Origin of the sequence: Bacillus sp. AFS002410 (assembly GCF_002556365.1) — a bacterium.
In the GTDB taxonomy this organism is placed as follows: Bacteria; Bacillota; Bacilli; order Bacillales; family Bacillaceae_G; genus Gottfriedia.
Genome location: NZ_NUEU01000086.1, coordinates 16,032 through 34,599, shown reverse-complemented (window position 1 = coordinate 34,599; position 18,568 = coordinate 16,032). Strand labels below are relative to the sequence as shown.

Below are 18,568 nucleotides of genomic sequence, written 5' to 3'. Positions count from 1 at the left end.
TTTTTTCTTGTGGAGGATAATAATATTTGTTGGGCTTCTACTATTTTACTAAAATTTTTATTTAATAAACCTTCTCCTACTTTAGACATCAATAGATAGTAATTGTACAATATCGAGTAATTTAAATTATCTACTTTCAACATCTGAATGAATAATAGTAGAGAAATAATTAATGGGATCAAGATAGAATCCAAATAAATAGAAAGAAATGAAAGAACGCTAGAAATCATTATAAATACGGAGAATATTAAATTTTGATATTTATATCGCATAAATCAAATTAGATTAATCATGCTATTTATCAATAATGCAATGATAATTCCATTACTTATCGTTTTCATAAAAAGAAAATAAATTAACAAAAAGATTAAACTTGGTAAGATCATTTTTCTTATTAAATAAAATTTAAATTTATTAAAATCAAAATATTTATGTTGAAAAACATACATAGGTATATTAATAATGGGATTATTTTGAAATATCTTTAACAATCCATATATATAAATAGCAAATGGTAAATATAATTCGATATATGTATCGTAATACTTAATTTCATCTTTAATAATTAGACTTAAAATTAATGTACCAAAAACAAATATAAAAGCATTTAAAGGATACTTTTTTATTGTTCTAACTATCTTTCTTTTTTGATTAATCAATATGAAGTAATAAGGTGAACTAATCATAGCTATCACCAATTAATTTAGAAATTGTTTGTCGATTCAATTCATTTGGGGCAAAGCTAAGCAAACTTGAATCTTTTATTATCAAATATTCATTACAAATTTCTTCTAAACTATCAATATCATGGCTTGAAACAATGATAATTTTATCCTTACTCTTTTGTGAAATTAACATTTCTTCTAAAATATTTACTTGTACTGGATCAAGCGTAATAAATGGTTCATCTAATAACAAAAGTCTACTTGCTCTTAAACAGCCAAATACAATTGCAAATCTTTGAATAGTTCCTCTCGACAAGGCATATGGAAAATAATCAACATATTCTTCTAACTTAAAAAGTCCAACAATCTCGTCAATTTTCTGTCTTGCAATTTCTTTTTTATAACCCTTAAGTCTACATAAAAATAACATTTGTTCATACATAGTTAAATCTTGAAAAAGTGAATGCTCATCACTAATAAATGTAGCGTCCAAGTCAAAATAATCCGTATGATTTATTGAAGTGTTATCTAATAATAAATCACCTGATGATTCTTTTTTTAATCTCATTATTGTTTTAAGTAAGGTTGTTTTCCCCGAACCATTCTTACCTATCAATCCATAAATTTTATTAGTATCGAATTGAAAATTTATTTTATTCAATATGTATTTTTCTTCATATTTTATGGTAACATCTCTTAACTCAAGCATCTTATCACCATCTTTATTTAATTTTGAAAAGAATACTAGTTTTACTTATCCAAAATAAAAAGACCTAACAATGCACTTAGAAAAATAATTGGTAGAAATCATAACTTATCTTTTTGTTTATCGTAGATATTGAACATATACATAATCTCGTGGATTTTTTAGTAAACATTTACATCTATCTTAACATTTAAAAAGGTAAATTTTACTAATAGCCCTTGTCATTTTTGTGAATAATTTCACATTATTAGATTCGCACTCTTTCTATTACTTTGCATTAGATTTTAATAAAAGCCCTAGCGAATTACCAAGTTCTTTAGAATTTCTTAAGTAATGAACATTATACTTACTTAAGCCGAGCACTTTATCTTCGTATTTTACATAAAGTTTTTTTGCCACAAAAAAACAAATTGTTTACAAGTTAGAAACATCCAATGACATAAATAGAGACAATTAAAAAGTACGATACAAATATAAGATTTCAGGAGAGTGATTTGAGGAAAAAGAAAGTTGGAGTTCACAGATTTAATAACCTATAAATATATACGTAAATAAGGAGAGAAACCATGTCTAATAAGATTATTTGGGTACTTTTGGGAATGTTTTTAGTTCTCTTACCAACAGCAAATGCAACAACTTTTAAAGTAGGTTTTAACAGTAATAAGTTCTCTCATTATATAGATGATCTAAATTTAAATACTTCACATTCTACTTATGGTCAGACAATTGATGTAAGTTTAACGACTAAAAAAAATGTTGATACAGTTTCGTTATCTTTTTTAAATGGTACGAATCAAAAAAATGTTACTTTATCTAAAACATCGGCGCATCAATTTTCCGGGAAAATAAAGATTACAAGTTCATTTACTAAAGGTGAATATAAACTTAAATCAATTAAACTAGATCATAAAAATCTAGTAATCTCTGATAAAAAAATCAAGTTTGCAATTTTAGATTTACCGACTCCAAACATTGATCAAGTTACAAATCAATCAACATCCATTAATGGGTCATTTTTACCAAATAGTCATGTAGAAGTGTATAATGATTCTACATTAGTTAGCACTGTGAAAACAGACGAAAATGGTGAATTCAATTCTGTAATAAAACCAGTCAAAGAATTTACCAAGTTAACAGTCATAGGTGTTAGCGAAGGAATTCAAAGTAAACCTATTACAATCGATGTAAAGGATACGATTGCACCAATCATTTCTTCTGTTTCACCTTTAACAGATCAATCTCAGTATGTTAATGGAAAATCTGAGCCTTCTGCATCTGTAAAAATTTATAACAATGAAACACTAATCGGTGAAGGTATCGTTAATTCAACAGGAAAGTTCAATGTTAATATCGGTAAACAAACAGCGAATTCATCGCTTAAAGTAATTGTTGTTGATCAAAGCAATAATCAAAGTAAACCATTTACTGTACGCGTATCGCATTACACTCCACCAGTAGTACAAACTCCGGTAAAAAGTAATTCAACATTATCAACTGGACAACTGATTATTATCAATTCACAGACAAATAAGTTAACTTACTATAATAATGGTAAAATTATTAAAACCTTTAATGTTGCAACAGGCAAGTCGGCAACTCCAACACCTACTGGAAAGTTTACAATCGTAAACAAAATTAAGAACCGCCCATGGTACAAAGGGAATATTCCTGGTGGTGATCCTAGAAATCCACTTGGAAAACGTTGGATGGGATTAAGTGTTGGTGCTGCATATGGAATTCACGGAAACAGTAATGAAAGTTCGATTGGCAATTCAGTAAGTTCAGGTTGTGTTCGTATGCATAATAGTGATATCCAATGGCTATTTGAACAAATTAATGTTGGCACAACTGTTATTATCGCTAAATCTTCAAATTCTAATATGGCAATTGCCCATTCTTATGGTATTTCGATTGCATAAATAAAGAAGAGGCTGTCTCTTTGGTCGTTTTTGTGACTAAGGGACGCCTCTTTATTTTTGTCATTATTGTATACAGTTCAAAGTTTTCGTCCCAAACTCAAAACCGTCAAAATCTACTAGCTTTCTATTATTTAACAGTGACTATCCACCACTAGCTATCGGAGGTATACAACAGTTTAATTTTATCTATTAAAATTTATAAAAATATCACAATTTGTTCTAATTGAACATCACCTATCGTGTTTAAATGTACATGAGGTGATTAAGTTGAAATTTGAATTGATAAGTGGAACTAATCAATCGATTAAAGGTTGGTACAAAACAATGATCCTTGCGAAGAAAATCAGATTAAGACCAACTAACGAACAAGAAATACAATTATGGAAATCAGTTGGTACAGCTCGGTGGGCATATAATTGGGCATTGGCTAAGCAGGAAGAAAATTATAAAACTGGTGGGAAATTTATTTCTGATGGCATTTTAAGAAAGGAATTAACTGTATTAAAACAAACAGACGAATTTGCTTGGTTGTATGAAGTATCAAATAATATTACCAAACAGGCAATAAAAGATCTTTGTGGAGCGTATAAAAAATTCTTTAAAGGGTTAACTGATCACCCCCGATTTAAAAGTAAAAGAAAATCAAAAGCATCCTTTTATAATGATAATGTGAAGTTGAAAGTAAATGAAAATAAAGTGTTGATTGAAAAAGTCGGCTGGGTTGTAGTTTCTGAAACTATTCCAGATGAAAAATACTATAATCCTAGAATTAGCTACGATGGAAAATACTGGTATCTGTCTATAGGAATAGAAGTATCAAAACCAATTGTTGAGCTAAGGAATGTCTCACTTGGAATTGATGTAGGAATTAAAGAGTTAGCCGTTTGTTCTGATAACACTAGGAAAAAAAATATTAACAAAACAGGCACTGTTAGAAAGGTAGAGAAACGCCTACGTAGGTTGCAACGTCAAGTTTCTCGTAAATATGAAATGAATAAGGAGGGAAACCGTTTCGTCAAAACAAGCAACATACTAAAAATCGAAAAGAAGATACAACACCTACATAGAAGGTTGACAAATATCAGACTAAATCATCTTCATCAATCCACGAGCGAAATCGTGAAAACCAAACCTTATCGCATCGTAATGGAAACATTAAATATCAAGGGAATGATGAAAAATAAGCATCTTTCAAAAGCATTTGCGAAGCAGTGTTTATGTAAATTCAAACGCCAAGTTCAATATAAATGTGAAAAATATGGTATTGAATTTGTTGAAGCTGATAGATGGTTCCCATCTTCTAAAACGTGTTCAAGTTGTGGACTTAAAAAAAATGATTTAAAACTATCAGACCGGATATACCGATGTAAATGTGGTCATGAAATAGATCGAGATTTTAACGCTGCGATCAACTTGTCACGATATAAATTAGTAATCTGACACTTAGACGTCATTACTGATATGTAGGATTCGTTGTATCCGAATTTACGCCCTTTGAGTGTTATATCAAACGAAAGTAGCTTCGGCAAAATCGAACACGTAGAACAGGGAAGTAAACAAAATCTATAAAAATAATAGGTTTTTATTGATTTTTATAAATTTTTGGCAACGGTTTAAATCATAATGATCCAGCGATTCGTTCCAGTGCAATTCATGACTTAATCGTACTATCAGATGTAGATAACTTACAATTTAATTTATTTACATTAGAATGGTTAGCAAAAGAGGCTAAGAAGTCATTCGATACATAACCGATTTTGATGGAGAAGAGTATGAAGTAGCAATCTTGGAGTTAATTAAACAATATATTCAGCAACAATAATTAATAATAGAGATGCCGTTGCAATTGGCATCTCTATTTTATTAACTTAATCGAAACTCCATTTTCCTATTTTTCGTCGCCATTCCAATTGACTCATAAAAATAGATTGCATTTTGATTACTCTCAGAAACTCCTAACTCAATGCTATCAACATTCAATTCCTTAGCGAAATTAAATACAAATTGCATAAGCTTCCTTCCGATTCCCATTTTCCTTTTCACATCATCAACACATAAACTATTTACAAGTAGAATCTTTCTCGCATTAACAAATGAATTTTCATGTACTTCTTCTTCCTTTAATACTGCCACTCCTACTATTTCCGTTCCTAGTGTGGCCACATAAATATGTTGTTGATCATCTTTCAGTTGATGATGAAAATCCTCTTCCCCTACTGGAGTCGAGTTCTCTTTGTATAGGTCAGGTCTCTCCAAAACGTGCAAATCATGAACTTGTCTAAATAAAGATAATAATGAATCGTAATCTTCAGTTTTAGCATTTCGAATTTGAATCTCCATGCTTCTCACCTCTTCAGTTGTTTATCATTTGACTTAAATATTATCTTATCCTAAAAAACTTTTTTAGTTTCATTGATTATTCTATTCATTATAAAAGCCTTTAAAGTAACCGTTCCTTTTGAAGTATTTATACGCTTTTTCATGTTTATTTTTCATTTCTTTTAGACCCTTATTTAAGTAATCTAATGTTTGTTTAGCAAATTCTCCATTTCCCTTCGAGTCACTATCACTTGCATTCATCACATCCATTATATAGGCATCTTTAGAAGCAAAAGCATAATTAATCCATAATATCAGACCTTTATCAGGGGTCTTTTTAAATTTGAAATTCTCTAGTAATTCATCTAACTTCCCTAAATCTTCCATCGCTTTTTGTGCCAATTTCTCTTTTTCATTTGATTGATTTAACTGTTTTAAATCAGCTTTTACAAGCAGTAAAGAAGAACTTATTTTTTCTACTTTATTTTCATTCGTTTTTGATATTGGATATGAATTCGATTTTTGATAAATAAAAATACCTATTCCAATCATAATGATCGCAAAAAATATGACAAATATTTTAGTAGATTTCATGCTAGGACTACTCCTCCGTTTTTAATAAGAACCAACAAAATACCAATCTTTATCTAACTTTTCAATTTGTTTAAAGTCACCGCCAAAATCATTTAAGGACGGCTTCGTATGTGGAGAATAGACAAATCCAGAGAAATTGTCTAGTACGCCTCGAAAAGTATAGAATAAGATTTTTATATTATTCCCATCACCTTCAACTACGATATCTCCACCACCTTTAGATAGCGGAGCATATTTCTTTGGAAGGTGGATTAGCGTTTTGTTATATGAAACATTTGGCTTTAGAGATCCATTCGATACCATCTTCACTACTTTTTCTCTTTCAGATTTATGTTCTTTAAATTCCGCGTTTAAAACGATTTGATTAAAAGGTACGAAAATTAATAATAAAATAGTAATCATTTGTACTACTACCGGCTTCCAATTCTTATTTTTAAATAAGAATATGAAACTGATAACTGTAACAAATAAAAAAAATCCAAATACAATTAACCAAACAAAAGGCATTAGAAATACTGTTAAAATGTCCTCGATGTGCCACTGTGTAAATTCAAAAATGATAACGATTATGCTACTAATAATTGATAATAGTAAAAGACTTTTCTTCAACTTCTTTAAACCTTCCTTACGTTCTTTCATTCTATTAAATACGCATCAAAAGGAAGAACAATAATGTTCTTCCTACATACACAAGTCTTGATTTTTTAAGCAAACTAATTAGTTGATTTATTTAATTGATCAATTCCCTTTTCAATTGAAGTATATAGCAGACCTGCTACTACTAATCCGATAAAGGAAATTACTGCTACTAATATTGTGTGTAGTATATGATTCTCCACAAAATTTGCTAAGAATCCAATACTTATAGCGATTAAAATTAAGATTGAAACTTTATAACTTCTTTTTAATTGTTCCAAGAACATTCGCCTCTTTTCTAACGATCAAAGATGCTTGTGTATGTATATGTAGTTTATCTTGTCCTCAAACAAATAGATACATTTTTTTCCAATTTTATTATTCCTCTAAACCCTCTTCTGAAATTTGCTTACCATTTTTATCAAAGTATTCACAATTAAATTCAAATCCACTGTCTTTTCGTTTAGGCATGTTTTTGAATTTAATATTTTCTTCATTATTTCCGTTCAATTAATGTGACTGATTAATGATTAAGTATAGTGCGAAAAGTATAAGGACTGAAAAGACTAAAACTCCTACTTTGGATTTAAGCATATTATTACTCCTTACTCGAAAAATGAGATTTTGATTCTCCTAATAAGATGACTTCTACAATACTATTCAAATACCCTCTAATACTGAGTTGGGTTATTTTCAGCCTAATATATATTAAAAATTAACTCCCGCACGAAAATAGGTATAGTAAAAAGACTGCATTTAAACAGTCCTTTAAAATTAATTATCTTCAATGATGTCCAGTATATGATTTTCCAATATTTCTCTAATTGGTCTGATAAAACTTTTTCCTGCTCCCCAACCAAAATCAAGTAATCCTTCTCCATTACCTGAGGAAATACATTTCACATATGTCACACTACTAAAGTCATCAATTGTAACTGTTAATGATGCTGTACTATTGTTTCTAAAAAAGAATTTCTCGAATACTAGAATTACAATTACTTTCTCACCAGCTACTTTACGATCCTGAAAAATCAAATTAGATGTTAAATCTGAGTCTTCCAAAATAAATTTAGTAGCTTCATCTGGCTTTACATTTACGGTGAATTCTAAGTAATGTTTCATCGTGTTTCCTCCTATATATAAGATTTAATTTGAAACAGTGACTAAGTCTTCCATCGTTAGTAATGAATGAAGAATTAATCCCGCTTCATATAAGTTTTCTTTCCCATTTTGTTGACGGTCAATTACACATAATACATCTGTTACATTTGCACCAACTTGTTTTAAATCTTCAGCACTAAGCTTAATCTGCCCACCGGTTGTGACTACATCTTCTATAATACAAACCTTCTTATTTTTTATATCGGCACCTTCTGCAAGTTTACAAGTTCCATAGGCTTTTGCTTCTTTTCGAACAAACACTACTGGAATTCCCGTTTTTAGAGATAAAGCAGTAGCAATCGGAATCCCACCCATCTCTAAACCTGCCAATACCTCAGTTCCTTCGGGTATATAGTTTGCTAGTTGTTCTGCTATTTCTTTTAAAAGTTTGGGATTCGATTCAAACAAATATTTATCAAAATACTCATTCGACACTAATCCCGACCTTAATGTAAACTCGCCTGTTAAATGGGCAATATTGTATATTTCTTGCGCTAATTGAGCTTTATCCATTATTAAATCCCCCTTAAAAGTTAAAACATTTAGTTTCAATTAATTTTAGCGATTCTTCTGTCTAAGTTTCAAAAGCAAATTATCCTATTTTATTTGAAGTGAAAAAGACAAAATTTTCCCAAGTTACAGTTAATGAAGTTGATATATAATTGAGTAATGAACAATATTATTTATTTTTCTTTTTATATACATTAACTTTTACATTTTAATGTATAAATCAATATAAATTTATGGAGGGATTAGAACTGTCGTTATTAAAGAAATATACAAAATGGCTTTTTAAAAATAATGTTAGAAAAAATGATTTAGCTGAATTCCTGACTGAGATGATTTTCCTTTTGATATTTTTTTTGTTGCTTTCGCATATGAAGATTTCTTTTAAATTATTCTTATTAATATGTTTTTTAATGGTAAATCTAGCTGTATTGTGTGAGGATCATACTAGAAAAATATTAGGTAAATTTAATGTGCCATTTCCAAGATGGATCAGTGCTTTGATGTTTCCAGTATTTTTGATTTTCATTTTTACCTATAGACATTAATTTTTAAAATTATATTTCATAGTTTATTGGACGCATTAGTTACACAGCATGATTGATTGTATAGACACAGACATATTTTTTATTCAGATAGAAGGGATTGCGTTAAATGACATTTAGCAATCGTTTTTTTAAGAACAGGGTAAAGCCTATCGTAATTACTCAAATGATATTGGGAATTCCAATCACAGTATTTTTTATTTTTTCTTTAAAATCATATCCGGTTAATTTTTTCTATTCTGGTCTTATAGGAACAACCCTTGCGTTATCTATGTTTTTATCGGGAATAGAGCAATATATTTTAAAAAAGAAAAGTCGGTCAATTGCCTTCTTTGTCTTATCGATAATTATAATTTTAGTTGCAGCACAATCCTTTTTCATATCACAACTACATAGGTAACTCTTATTAAGCTAACACGTGCGTTAGTTACATAAAATCTAGAATGAATTTACATGATTCAATACATAACCATGTGCTGTATTAAAACACATAAAATACAAAACAGTGAGAAACGAATGCTCTCACTGTTTATTAATTAATTCAGCTGTTTTTCTCATTTGTAGTCTAGAAAATTTCTTTGATTGATATTCGCTAACAAATGTGGAACCTAGTAGCAATGCTCCACCAATCATTAGAACAACAGTCATTTGTTCTTGTAAGATAACCCCTGAAATCAATATAGCTACAAAAGGATCTACATAGCTTAACATAGCTATGCTCTGCCCCTTTAAATTTTGCATACCCGAGAAAAATAACCAAAATCCAACTCCGGTGTTTATAATGCCTAATAGGATAATAAAGAGTATAGATGATCTTGGTACTTCTAAGATGCCGAGTCCCTCCGTAAACAGAACATAAGGCAAAAGAAGTATGGCAGTTATTCCAAGTTGGATGATTGTAATCTCTAACTTGGCTATGTGTTGAATAAATTTATTTAATAACATTAATGCAGCATAAAATGCTGCTGCCACTAATCCAAAAATGATTCCAAGTAGGTCGTCTTTTCCAGATGCACTTATACCGTTTCCAACAATCAATAACATACCTATTATTGCAACGCCAATACAAATAACCTTTTTGATAGATAATTGTTCTTTAAGGATTACAGGTGAGAGAATCATAACAAATACTGGTGCAAAGTAGTATGCTAATGTTGCATTTGTGACTGTCGTATAGTCGTATGATTTATAGAGGAAAATCCAATTTCCACCTAGTGCAATTGCAGAAAGCAATATGATGGAAGCACTTGCTTTTACTAATTTCCACGGAATACTTTTTTTCATCACAAAAAACACGAACACTAAAAATACACATCCGATTGAACTACTTAGTAAAGCCGTCTCACTTGAAGATAGATTAATAGATCTTACAACTAAACCAATCGTACCAAAAATAATCATTGATAATATAAACTGTATTTTAGATTTCATCGGTCAATCAAAGTACTTTCCCCATAATCATCACTACCCCATCCCTTTCAAACTTGAATTTTGAATAGGGTTAGAATAGCATAATTATATATATTACAAAATTGAATGTTTATCATGTTATCTATGACAAAATCGAATGGTAATGAGGTCGAGTTATGAATATCCAAAAATATATGGCATTTGTCAAAGCAGTTGAGTATGGAAGTTTTACAGGAGCTGCTGATGCATTAAATTATACACAATCTGGCATCAGTCGTATGATTAGCGATTTAGAAGCAGAATGGAAAGTTACTCTTTTTGAAAGAGGACGTACCGGAATCACTTTAACATCTGATGGTTTAAAATTATTGCCTCAGTTAAAACGAATCTGTAATGAGCATGAAATTTTACGTATGCAGGTTGAAGACTTGCATGATATGAAATCAGGAATGATCCGGATCGGAACTTTTTCAAGCGTGGCAACTCATTGGTTACCCAATATGATTAAATTCTTTAAAAAGGATTATCCAAATATTGATTTTGAACTCCTTTTAGGCGATTATTCTGAAATTGAAAACTGGATTGTAGAAGGACGTGTTGACTTTGGATTTTTAAGGTTACCGACAAAAGTAGAAATTGAAACAATTTTTGTGGAGGAAGATCGTTTGCTTGCAGTAATTCCTAAAGACCATCCACTTGCTAATTGTGACAAGTTTCCACTCAGCGAATTAGAGAACAGTCCATTTATGTTACTAGAAAAAGGAGGAAAAGCAGATATATCGGAAATTTTTGAAAAAAATCAAATATCACCTTTAATACATTTTACAACATGGGATGATTATGCGATCTTATCTATGGTAGAAAACGGTTTAGGCATCAGTATATTACCAGAATTAATTTTACAACGTATCCCTTACAAAGTAATATCGAAGGAGCTAGAAGTACCTGCCTTTCGAAATATTGGTGTTGCTATGCGAGAGGAAAAATCACTGTCACTTGCAGCCAAGAGATTTTTAGAATATTTATCCTATAGAAAATTACCAATTGAACAGTCTGATTAAATCACATGATGCTTATGAAAAGTCAGTTCTTTAATTTAACTAGAAAATCGGCTGAAAAGTCGATTTTTTTATTGAAGTAAATAGTAGATTATCTGAAAGGAGTTTATAAAGAATCTAGCGAATATACTACTATTATTCTATTTCAATTTAGGTTTTAGAAAGAGGGAAAAATTTTGAAACTAAAATACAAACAACATTCAAAAGCAAAGTTGGTTGGATATAGTATTTTATCAAGTATTTTTATATTTTTCTTACTCATAGTATTTTTGGTATATGCAAATTGGGATGTATTCCGTTATACATATCTTTTCTTCTTAATACCTTTAATACCGATCATGATTCTTTTTTTGTTATTTATTCCAAAATCTTTATTTTTTATCAGACTTAATTCTATTGATTATTTGAATTTAGAGAATAATATACTTACGATCCATCATCAAGGTATATTTAGTTCAAGAAAAGAAATAAAAGTTGAAGAAATAGAAAGAGCATATGTTATTAGTGAAAAATTTATCTTAGCAATGCATTCTGAGGAAGAAGTTGTTATTTACATTGATAATCTATTAATGAAAGATTTTGAGAAATTGATAAAGGAATTAAGTAGCTCTTTCACTATTACTAAAAATTTTGATTTATTGTAACTAAAATAAGGATTTGTTGCTCAGTTAAGGAGCGCTCAAGCCTTACTAGTTTTTTAGTTGTACAACAATCGACTGCTTCGGCGGTCATAGGATTAAAGTAGATAGTAAAAGGCTGTGTCCAAATAAATTTTGGCACAGCCTTTTACTTTATTTTACGATACTGATCACAAAACCATCGTATCCTTTAGTACCAACTGTTTGTATAGCCGTAGATTCAATACGAGGTTCTTTTTCTAATAGATCCATAAAATTACGTACACCTTGGACTCGGTCATCCTCACTATTTTCGTCAATAACTTCACCATTTCGAACGACATTATCGCTGATGATTAGTGCCCCGTTATTGGCTAATTCTAATGCCCATTTTATGTAATGGGGATTATTTGGTTTGTCTGCATCAATAAAAATTAAGTCAAAAGATTTACCTATTTCTTTGAGGCTAGGCAAGGTTTCTAATGCTTTTCCTACAATTATTTCAACTTTGCTCGTACAACCAGCGTTCTCTATATTTTTTTTAGCTATTTTTGCATACTCCGGTTCAATTTCAAGCGTGTATACTTTACCAGTTTCAGGTAGTGCGCGTGCAAGCCATATACTACTATATCCACCTAGGGTACCGATTTCTAATATGTTTTTAGCTCCTTTAATTTTAGCTAATAGGTATAGAAGTTTACCTTGTGTTGGTGAGACATCAATTTCTGGAATACCAGCCTCTTTATTAGCTTTCAATACTCCTTCAAGTGTTGCATCAGATGGTATTAGTTTATCAATAAAATATTCATCTACATCTTTCCAAACGTCATTCATCATAATGGTAACCTCTTTTCTATATTTTCTAATTCTTCTAACAAAAGTGTATAATAAAATAAATCATAATAAAAATATATAATTTTTATTTATCCATAACTATAAGTTATAGGTAGAGGTGAAATGATGAATATACATGGATTAAAATTATTTTATCAAGTAGCACTCACAGGTAGTTTCACAAAGGCAGCCAAATTGTTGTGTATTAGTCAACCTGCAGTTTCTAGCCAAATTAAAAAGTTTGAACATGAAATTGGCGTTCCTTTATTTAAGCAACAAGGTCGAGGAGTTGTTTTAACTGAATTCGGAATCGCATTAGCAGAAAAAGCAAAAAATCTTGTTACTCTTGAAGAGAATATCGAATCTTTTATTGAGGATTATCGACTTGCCAAGAAAGGAACAATTAAAATTGTTGCTACATATCTCCCTGCAAATTTTTTAATTCCTAAATGGGCAGCTACGTTTAAAAGTGCAAATGAAGATGTAAATTTAGTCATTACAACCGCTAATACGAAAGATGCATTTGAGCAACTCATACATTATAAAGCCGATATTGCAATTTATGGTGGTGGGGTATCGGAAAGACCAGAAGAAGTAACGTGGGAAGATTTATTTGAAGATGAACTTTGGTTCGTTGTATCTCCTACTCATCCGTTTGCTAATAAAACTATCTCATTAGTCGAGATGGTTAAAGAATCATTTATTATGCGTGAAGAAGGAAGTTCGATGAGGGATCACCTTTTTTCTTTATGTCAAACTCACCAAGTAAGTCCACCAAAAATCTCCCTTCAATTTAGTGGGATTAATGAAACAATTCGTTCCGTAATGGCTGGATATGGCGCAAGTTTTATTTCATCTCTCGCTGTTAGTGAGTATGTAGATAATGGACAATTGGCAAGAGTGTATGTACAGGATATACATATAAAAAATAAAATCGCTATTTGGACAAGAAAAGCTGAGAAGCATAGCTTACTTGTGGAAAAATTCATAGAAATTGTTAAAAATAGTCTGTGAGTTGAAGAATATAAATCCCTTTTTTTGTTTGCAATTTTTCAAAATAAATTGCATCGCTCGAATTGAAAATTGCAATGAAAGGTCGGCCACTAATGATTACTATTTTCGCATCAGTTTGGCTAGACCAAAAGCTGCAGCTGCTTTTAATATAATAAAATCTTGAACAACAAAAAAGCACACCAATTGTTTACTAAAATAAACTTTTGGTGTGCTTGATATTATGAGTTAAATCTTACCCCATTTTTAAATTCCATTTTTGGAAAGCTACTTCCAGCGATTTGGTCTTCAGGTATTGCTTTTTCAATTCTTGCTATATCTTCGGCACTTAATTTAATGTCTACAGACTTTAGAGAATCTCTAAGAGTAGTACGTCTTGATGCACCAACTAAAGCGATAATGTCATCACCTTTTGATGATAGCCATGCAAGTGCCAACTGCGGGATTGTGACGTTTTTCTCATCTGCAATTTTGCGTAATTGTTCTACAAGTTCAAGATTTTTGTCTATATTTCCTTCAGCAAACATCGGGATATATGATTTTGAATTGGTTTTTGAGAAAGTACCACTAAGCAGTCCATGAGCAAGCGCGCCAAATGCTACTACACCCACGCCAAGCTCCCGTGCAGTTGGTAAAATTTCTTTTTCCATACTTCTATTGAAAAGCGAATATTCCGTCTCGATGAAGCTTATCGGATGAACAGAATTTGCTCTTCTTAATGTATCTGCATCAACTTGCGTAATTCCGATATTTTTTACATAGCCCGCTTTAACCAAGTCAGAAATTTCTCCGATCGTTTCTTCTACAGGGATACCTAAATCAATTCTCGCTGGTTGATACAGGTCAATATAGTCTAAATTTAATCTTTTAAGTGAATACGTTAAATAGTTTTTGATCGATAATGGTCTAACATCTAATCCATAGAATGCTCCATTTGGTTCAGCCAATACACCAAACTTAAGAGAAACAAAAGCATTCTCTCTTTTTTTGCCTTTAAGAACTTCACCAATCACAGTTTCACTTTTTCCAAAACCGTAAAAATCTGCTGTATTTAAATGATTAATTCCGAAATCAAGTGCTTCATGGATGGTAGCGATATTTTCAGACTTATTATCGTCTTTGATCATCCCGCCACAACCTAATCCAATTTTATGAAGTTCTAAGCCATTATTTTTATAAGTCATTTTAAATTCCTCCGCTTCTCCATCTCTACTCTCGAAATTTGTTTGTACTATTAAATATCTTTTTTAAAGATCTCATCGTAATAAGCAATTCTTCCTCAGTTAACTCTTCTGTAAATAAAGTCACCATTTCCTGAATTTTTTCATGAATCTCAGGCAAAATATCTTTAGCTTTTTCCGTTAAATACAACCGATAAGCCCTACTATTACTTTCATGTTGTTCCTTATATACATATCCTAAGTCGATTAGTTTTTTAATCGTCCTTGCCGACATTGCCTTATCGTGACCGATTTCTTCACTCAGTTTATTTTGGCTTATTCCCTCATTTTTTTCTAAAGAAATTATATATAAAAATGAGCCACTACTAAGTTCGTACTTTTTGATAACTTTATCTAAATAAATTTGGGTATTTCTAAAAATCTTGCTGTTTAGCATAATGAAATGCATTGTTTCTGTTTCGATTGTAATCACCACCAATTTCATTGTTGACTAATCAACACCTATTCTATAGATTTATAGTTGATTAGTCAACACCTTGGGTAAAAGGAAGTAGTATCCCTAGTTATGAATAGCTTCTTCAAAACGAATAATCCCTTATATTCCCAATTTTTTTATAGCTATTTTTTCTAAAAAATTAGACAAAATAGATGTATTCAATTATTAGATATCGGAGTTGACTTATAGCTGTGAAAAAAGCTTTTTTTATTGTCATTTTGTCACTTGCATTATTTTTCTCTTCAGAACTTACATTCGCTATGATCGCTACGACAGACGAAACAGTCCATTGCCCAATTAGCTTTCATATAGAAATTCAAGATTGGGAAGCTGTCAACAAAATAATCCCAAAATACTCATTGTTCACTGTAATCGATGTAGAAAGTGGAAAGAGCTTTAATGTACAACGCAGAGCTGGTAGTAGACATGCAGATGTTCAGCCATTAACAAGGGAAGATACTAGGATAATGAAGGAAATATACGGTGGGGAATGGAGTTGGCGCAGGAGGGCTGTATTAATTTTAGCTCAAGACAACCTAATCCCTGCATCCATGCACGGAATGCCACATGGAGCAGGTTCTCTTCCTAACGGTTTCCCTGGTCACTTTTGCATTCATTTTATGGGAAGCTCAACACATAAGACAGGAAAATCAGACTTATCTCATCATCTGATGGTCCTTAAAGCTGCTGGGAAGTTTGATGAATATACGAATAACCTCTCACCTTCCCAAATGCTAAATGTAATATTATTTACGATTAAAAACGGAGATAAAGGTTTGATAAAAAAAATTGCCATAAGTGATCAAAAAAATTTCAAAGAAGAACTTAAGAAAATTGAAAAAATAGATGCTATACAGTGGACTTCACCACAAACAAGGGAAGTAGAAACAAACTCTATTGCATCTGAAATACCAGTTGAGCTTAATCTCTTTATAGAAAATAAAGGTCGGGTTAGAACCAATATTACTTTTACATTGGTAAGAACGTCACCTCTATCTCCATGGAAAGTGAATATTGATCCTTTACTTTCAAGAATTAATTAGTTGTTTAGTTACAGGCTCTGAGGAATTACTTGATAATGATTTTTCTGCACATTTAAAAAGAGGCAATTTTTAGTTGCCTCTTTTTTAAATGCTGATGTTTGAACTAAAAAAGTTGTCTAATTAGACAACTTTAGGAAGTCTTATTGAACTAAGATATGCGTTAGTTCAATAAGTAATTTATTTCATTTTTAATCTCTTTTTATTACTGTTTACTTTTAGTAGTATCTATCCAAATTCCAAAAATTTTAATTGCAGATACTTCCATTATTTTTTTATTTGGTTTAATAAAGGTATAATCATAACTTACATAAATAATTCTATAAAGCTCTTCGCTTGAGTCCCAATCAAGTTTTTCGTTATTCGGACCTGTCCATCCTTCTGTATGGTTAGTTCGATCAGAATGAATGTTTTTATTCCTTGCTAAAAAATCCTCAAAAGTTGAACCACCTACAAAAGTCGATATTAAATAAAAAATAAATAATAATACTATTAACCAACTTACACTAATTTTCTTTTTCATTTTAAGTCCCTTCAATAAGGTTAAACTATAATCTCTAACTTACGAATGCTCTAGTTGAACAGCGATAATTCATTTAATCTTAAAGAAACTAAATATTGTATAACTGGCCCAACTACGCATATGCCAAATACAATGGCAGCAAATTTCATTTTTTTACTCAGTTTTAATGAATCATTGAGTTTAAAAATAATAAAAGCTAGAATGGCTCCAAAAAATGAACCAACAATGCCACGCTTTAAAATTAATATTAAGTAATCAAATTTGTTTAAATAAATAATCTCATTTCCTTCAAATGTTGTGGTAATTTCATAATGTTTAATAAATAAAATAGCAATTGCTATACCAAACAAAAAGCCATAAATGAGACCTTTTCTAATAGCTTTTTCCAAATTATTTCCCCCAAGATATCAATATGTATTTACGAACCTATTAATATTATATCAGAATTAAAAATGGAAACTGATTCATTCAGTTCCCATTTTTATAACTAGTGCATGCGTTAGTTGCATTAGTGGAAAATATAATGGCTTAACAATGGAATACCAAAATAGCCTATTAAAATACCAATTAAGATACCAAATATAAAAACTAATATTAAATTTTTGTTATTTTTCATAGATAGAACCTCCAAAAATTAATTACTGGATTAATTTATTTTACCATAAATTGGAATTTATTTCGTTGTTTTTTGAAAGCTCTTATTGAACTAACCTGCCATTTTGTTGAATAAAAAAATCGACTAAATAGCCGATCTTGTTGTTCAACTAATGCACTGCGTTAGTTGCATAAGATTTTTATTTAATTTCATGTATAAACCAAATCTCGCCTCCAAAAATATCTTCATCTACTAATTCTTTATCTTTTATTTCTTCTTTAATTCCAGTTACTTTTAAACCGTTAGGAATAACTAATCCCAATTCATCAACTAAATTCCTATTACTTTTCATTTCAACCCATTTAGTATATTCATCTTCTCTTTCTGGAGAAAAACCTTTATAGTTTTCATCTACTGAACATATTTCGATTTTTGAAGAATACCAGTAATGAAAATCAAGCATTAATAATACCCTTAAATCTTGTCGATCATCAGGTTTATTTTTTATTAGATAATCAGTTTTATCAATCAATTCTTGAATACATTGTTTTTGAACTTTTAATGGGGTTTTTACTGAGTTTAACCATTCTGAACCGTTGCCTGGTAGATGCAATTCCCAATATCCATTAAAAGGTACATCTGGGAATACTAATGCCAAATTACTTAGTTCTTTTTTGAATTGATTAATTCTTCTTTTCAAACCTCTTATCTTTTTTCTACCTTTCATTAATATATATTCACTCACTTTACT

The 18,568-nt window shown here is 30.5% G+C and carries 20 protein-coding genes; 6 read left to right on the top strand and 14 right to left on the bottom strand.

The window, feature by feature from the left end:
• Window positions 1-678 precede the first annotated feature (678 nt).
• Entirely contained in the window at window positions 679-1,374 is a 696-nt protein-coding gene (locus CN692_RS21930) for an ATP-binding cassette domain-containing protein (protein WP_098121254.1), read from the bottom strand.
• 563 nt (window positions 1,375-1,937) lie between these two features.
• Between CN692_RS21930 and CN692_RS26840 the strand changes: the two genes are divergently transcribed.
• Together CN692_RS26840 and CN692_RS21920 are read left to right on the top strand one after the other, a co-directional pair.
• Window positions 1,938-3,290 (top strand): L,D-transpeptidase family protein, encoded by a 1,353-nt coding sequence (locus CN692_RS26840; protein WP_142317564.1) that lies wholly within the window; start codon window positions 1,938-1,940, stop codon window positions 3,288-3,290.
• A 324-nt stretch (window positions 3,291-3,614) separates the two neighbouring features.
• Window positions 3,615-4,730: an RNA-guided endonuclease InsQ/TnpB family protein gene (locus tag CN692_RS21920; protein ID WP_098121266.1), complete on the top strand. Its 1,116-nt coding sequence runs from the start codon at window positions 3,615-3,617 to the stop codon at window positions 4,728-4,730.
• A gap of 423 nt (window positions 4,731-5,153) precedes the next feature.
• Here the strand turns inward: CN692_RS21920 and CN692_RS21915 are convergent, their stop codons facing one another.
• The 7 genes from CN692_RS21915 to CN692_RS21885 all read right to left on the bottom strand — a co-directional run bounded on the left by CN692_RS21915 (window position 5,154) and on the right by CN692_RS21885 (window position 10,483).
• The gene (locus CN692_RS21915) at window positions 5,154-5,630 is read right to left on the bottom strand and encodes a GNAT family N-acetyltransferase (protein ID WP_098121253.1); all 477 of its coding nucleotides are present in this window, start codon (window positions 5,628-5,630) and stop codon (window positions 5,154-5,156) included.
• A gap of 81 nt (window positions 5,631-5,711) precedes the next feature.
• Window positions 5,712-6,203, bottom strand: a complete 492-nt coding sequence (locus CN692_RS21910) for a hypothetical protein (RefSeq protein WP_098121252.1) — start codon at window positions 6,201-6,203, stop codon at window positions 5,712-5,714.
• A 21-nt stretch (window positions 6,204-6,224) separates the two neighbouring features.
• A complete protein-coding gene (locus tag CN692_RS21905; RefSeq protein WP_257144091.1) occupies window positions 6,225-6,842 on the bottom strand; it encodes a hypothetical protein in 618 nt (205 codons plus the stop codon).
• A 74-nt stretch (window positions 6,843-6,916) separates the two neighbouring features.
• A complete protein-coding gene (locus tag CN692_RS21900) occupies window positions 6,917-7,120 on the bottom strand; it encodes a hypothetical protein (protein ID WP_098121250.1) in 204 nt (67 codons plus the stop codon).
• 493 nt (window positions 7,121-7,613) lie between these two features.
• Window positions 7,614-7,961, bottom strand: coding sequence for a DUF6054 family protein (locus tag CN692_RS21895; protein WP_098121249.1), 348 nt, complete (start codon window positions 7,959-7,961; stop codon window positions 7,614-7,616).
• 24 nt (window positions 7,962-7,985) lie between these two features.
• Window positions 7,986-8,513 carry an orotate phosphoribosyltransferase gene (pyrE, locus tag CN692_RS21890; RefSeq protein ID WP_098121248.1) on the bottom strand — a complete coding sequence of 176 codons (528 nt, stop codon included), beginning with the start codon at window positions 8,511-8,513 and terminating at the stop codon, window positions 7,986-7,988.
• Between the two features lie 1,061 nt (window positions 8,514-9,574).
• Window positions 9,575-10,483, bottom strand: coding sequence for a DMT family transporter (locus CN692_RS21885; protein ID WP_098121247.1), 909 nt, complete (start codon window positions 10,481-10,483; stop codon window positions 9,575-9,577).
• Between the two features lie 155 nt (window positions 10,484-10,638).
• Here CN692_RS21885 and CN692_RS21880 point away from each other — a divergent pair, with 155 nt between their 5' ends.
• Together CN692_RS21880 and CN692_RS21875 are read left to right on the top strand one after the other, a co-directional pair.
• Window positions 10,639-11,523, top strand: a complete 885-nt coding sequence (locus CN692_RS21880; protein ID WP_098121246.1) for a LysR family transcriptional regulator — start codon at window positions 10,639-10,641, stop codon at window positions 11,521-11,523.
• Window positions 11,524-11,696: 173 nt separating this feature from the next.
• Entirely contained in the window at window positions 11,697-12,164 is a 468-nt protein-coding gene (locus tag CN692_RS21875; RefSeq protein ID WP_098121245.1) for a hypothetical protein, read from the top strand.
• A gap of 147 nt (window positions 12,165-12,311) precedes the next feature.
• Here CN692_RS21875 and CN692_RS21870 read toward each other — a convergent pair whose 3' ends face one another.
• On the bottom strand, window positions 12,312-12,974 hold the full coding sequence (locus CN692_RS21870; protein WP_179874513.1) for an O-methyltransferase: 663 nt from the start codon (window positions 12,972-12,974) through the stop codon (window positions 12,312-12,314).
• Window positions 12,975-13,097: 123 nt separating this feature from the next.
• Between CN692_RS21870 and CN692_RS21865 the strand changes: the two genes are divergently transcribed.
• Window positions 13,098-13,985: a LysR family transcriptional regulator gene (locus CN692_RS21865; RefSeq protein ID WP_098121243.1), complete on the top strand. Its 888-nt coding sequence runs from the start codon at window positions 13,098-13,100 to the stop codon at window positions 13,983-13,985.
• A 218-nt stretch (window positions 13,986-14,203) separates the two neighbouring features.
• Here CN692_RS21865 and CN692_RS21860 read toward each other — a convergent pair whose 3' ends face one another.
• On the bottom strand, window positions 14,204-15,166 hold the full coding sequence (locus tag CN692_RS21860; RefSeq protein ID WP_098121242.1) for an aldo/keto reductase: 963 nt from the start codon (window positions 15,164-15,166) through the stop codon (window positions 14,204-14,206).
• 25 nt (window positions 15,167-15,191) lie between these two features.
• A complete protein-coding gene (locus tag CN692_RS21855) occupies window positions 15,192-15,647 on the bottom strand; it encodes a MarR family winged helix-turn-helix transcriptional regulator (RefSeq protein WP_218923566.1) in 456 nt (151 codons plus the stop codon).
• A 203-nt stretch (window positions 15,648-15,850) separates the two neighbouring features.
• Here CN692_RS21855 and CN692_RS21850 point away from each other — a divergent pair, with 203 nt between their 5' ends.
• Window positions 15,851-16,702, top strand: a complete 852-nt coding sequence (locus tag CN692_RS21850; RefSeq protein ID WP_098121241.1) for a hypothetical protein — start codon at window positions 15,851-15,853, stop codon at window positions 16,700-16,702.
• Window positions 16,703-16,904: 202 nt separating this feature from the next.
• On the opposite strand, the gene CN692_RS21845 is transcribed toward CN692_RS21850, so the two are convergent.
• The 3 genes from CN692_RS21845 to CN692_RS21835 form a co-directional block, all read right to left on the bottom strand.
• Window positions 16,905-17,222: a hypothetical protein gene (locus tag CN692_RS21845; RefSeq protein ID WP_098121240.1), complete on the bottom strand. Its 318-nt coding sequence runs from the start codon at window positions 17,220-17,222 to the stop codon at window positions 16,905-16,907.
• 50 nt (window positions 17,223-17,272) lie between these two features.
• Window positions 17,273-17,611, bottom strand: a complete 339-nt coding sequence (locus tag CN692_RS21840) for a hypothetical protein (protein WP_098121239.1) — start codon at window positions 17,609-17,611, stop codon at window positions 17,273-17,275.
• A 405-nt stretch (window positions 17,612-18,016) separates the two neighbouring features.
• Window positions 18,017-18,517 carry a DUF3916 domain-containing protein gene (locus CN692_RS21835; protein ID WP_257131575.1) on the bottom strand — a complete coding sequence of 167 codons (501 nt, stop codon included), beginning with the start codon at window positions 18,515-18,517 and terminating at the stop codon, window positions 18,017-18,019.
• Window positions 18,518-18,568: the final 51 nt, after the last annotated feature.

Coding starts and splice junctions, on each gene's coding strand:
- CN692_RS21905 (WP_257144091.1), bottom strand. CDS start 6,842: ATGAAAGAACGTAAGGAAGGTTTAAAGAAGTTGAAGAAAAGTCTTTTA.
- CN692_RS21930 (WP_098121254.1), bottom strand. CDS start 1,374: ATGCTTGAGTTAAGAGATGTTACCATAAAATATGAAGAAAAATACATA.
- CN692_RS21885 (WP_098121247.1), bottom strand. CDS start 10,483: ATGAAATCTAAAATACAGTTTATATTATCAATGATTATTTTTGGTACG.
- CN692_RS21920 (WP_098121266.1), top strand. CDS start 3,615: ATGATCCTTGCGAAGAAAATCAGATTAAGACCAACTAACGAACAAGAA.
- CN692_RS21880 (WP_098121246.1), top strand. CDS start 10,639: ATGAATATCCAAAAATATATGGCATTTGTCAAAGCAGTTGAGTATGGA.
- pyrE (WP_098121248.1), bottom strand. CDS start 8,513: ATGGATAAAGCTCAATTAGCGCAAGAAATATACAATATTGCCCATTTA.
- CN692_RS21895 (WP_098121249.1), bottom strand. CDS start 7,961: ATGAAACATTACTTAGAATTCACCGTAAATGTAAAGCCAGATGAAGCT.
- CN692_RS21845 (WP_098121240.1), bottom strand. CDS start 17,222: ATGAAAAAGAAAATTAGTGTAAGTTGGTTAATAGTATTATTATTTATT.
- CN692_RS21870 (WP_179874513.1), bottom strand. CDS start 12,974: ATGATGAATGACGTTTGGAAAGATGTAGATGAATATTTTATTGATAAA.
- CN692_RS21855 (WP_218923566.1), bottom strand. CDS start 15,647: ATGAAATTGGTGGTGATTACAATCGAAACAGAAACAATGCATTTCATT.
- CN692_RS21915 (WP_098121253.1), bottom strand. CDS start 5,630: ATGGAGATTCAAATTCGAAATGCTAAAACTGAAGATTACGATTCATTA.
- CN692_RS21865 (WP_098121243.1), top strand. CDS start 13,098: ATGAATATACATGGATTAAAATTATTTTATCAAGTAGCACTCACAGGT.
- CN692_RS21860 (WP_098121242.1), bottom strand. CDS start 15,166: ATGACTTATAAAAATAATGGCTTAGAACTTCATAAAATTGGATTAGGT.
- CN692_RS21910 (WP_098121252.1), bottom strand. CDS start 6,203: ATGAAATCTACTAAAATATTTGTCATATTTTTTGCGATCATTATGATT.
- CN692_RS26840 (WP_142317564.1), top strand. CDS start 1,938: ATGTCTAATAAGATTATTTGGGTACTTTTGGGAATGTTTTTAGTTCTC.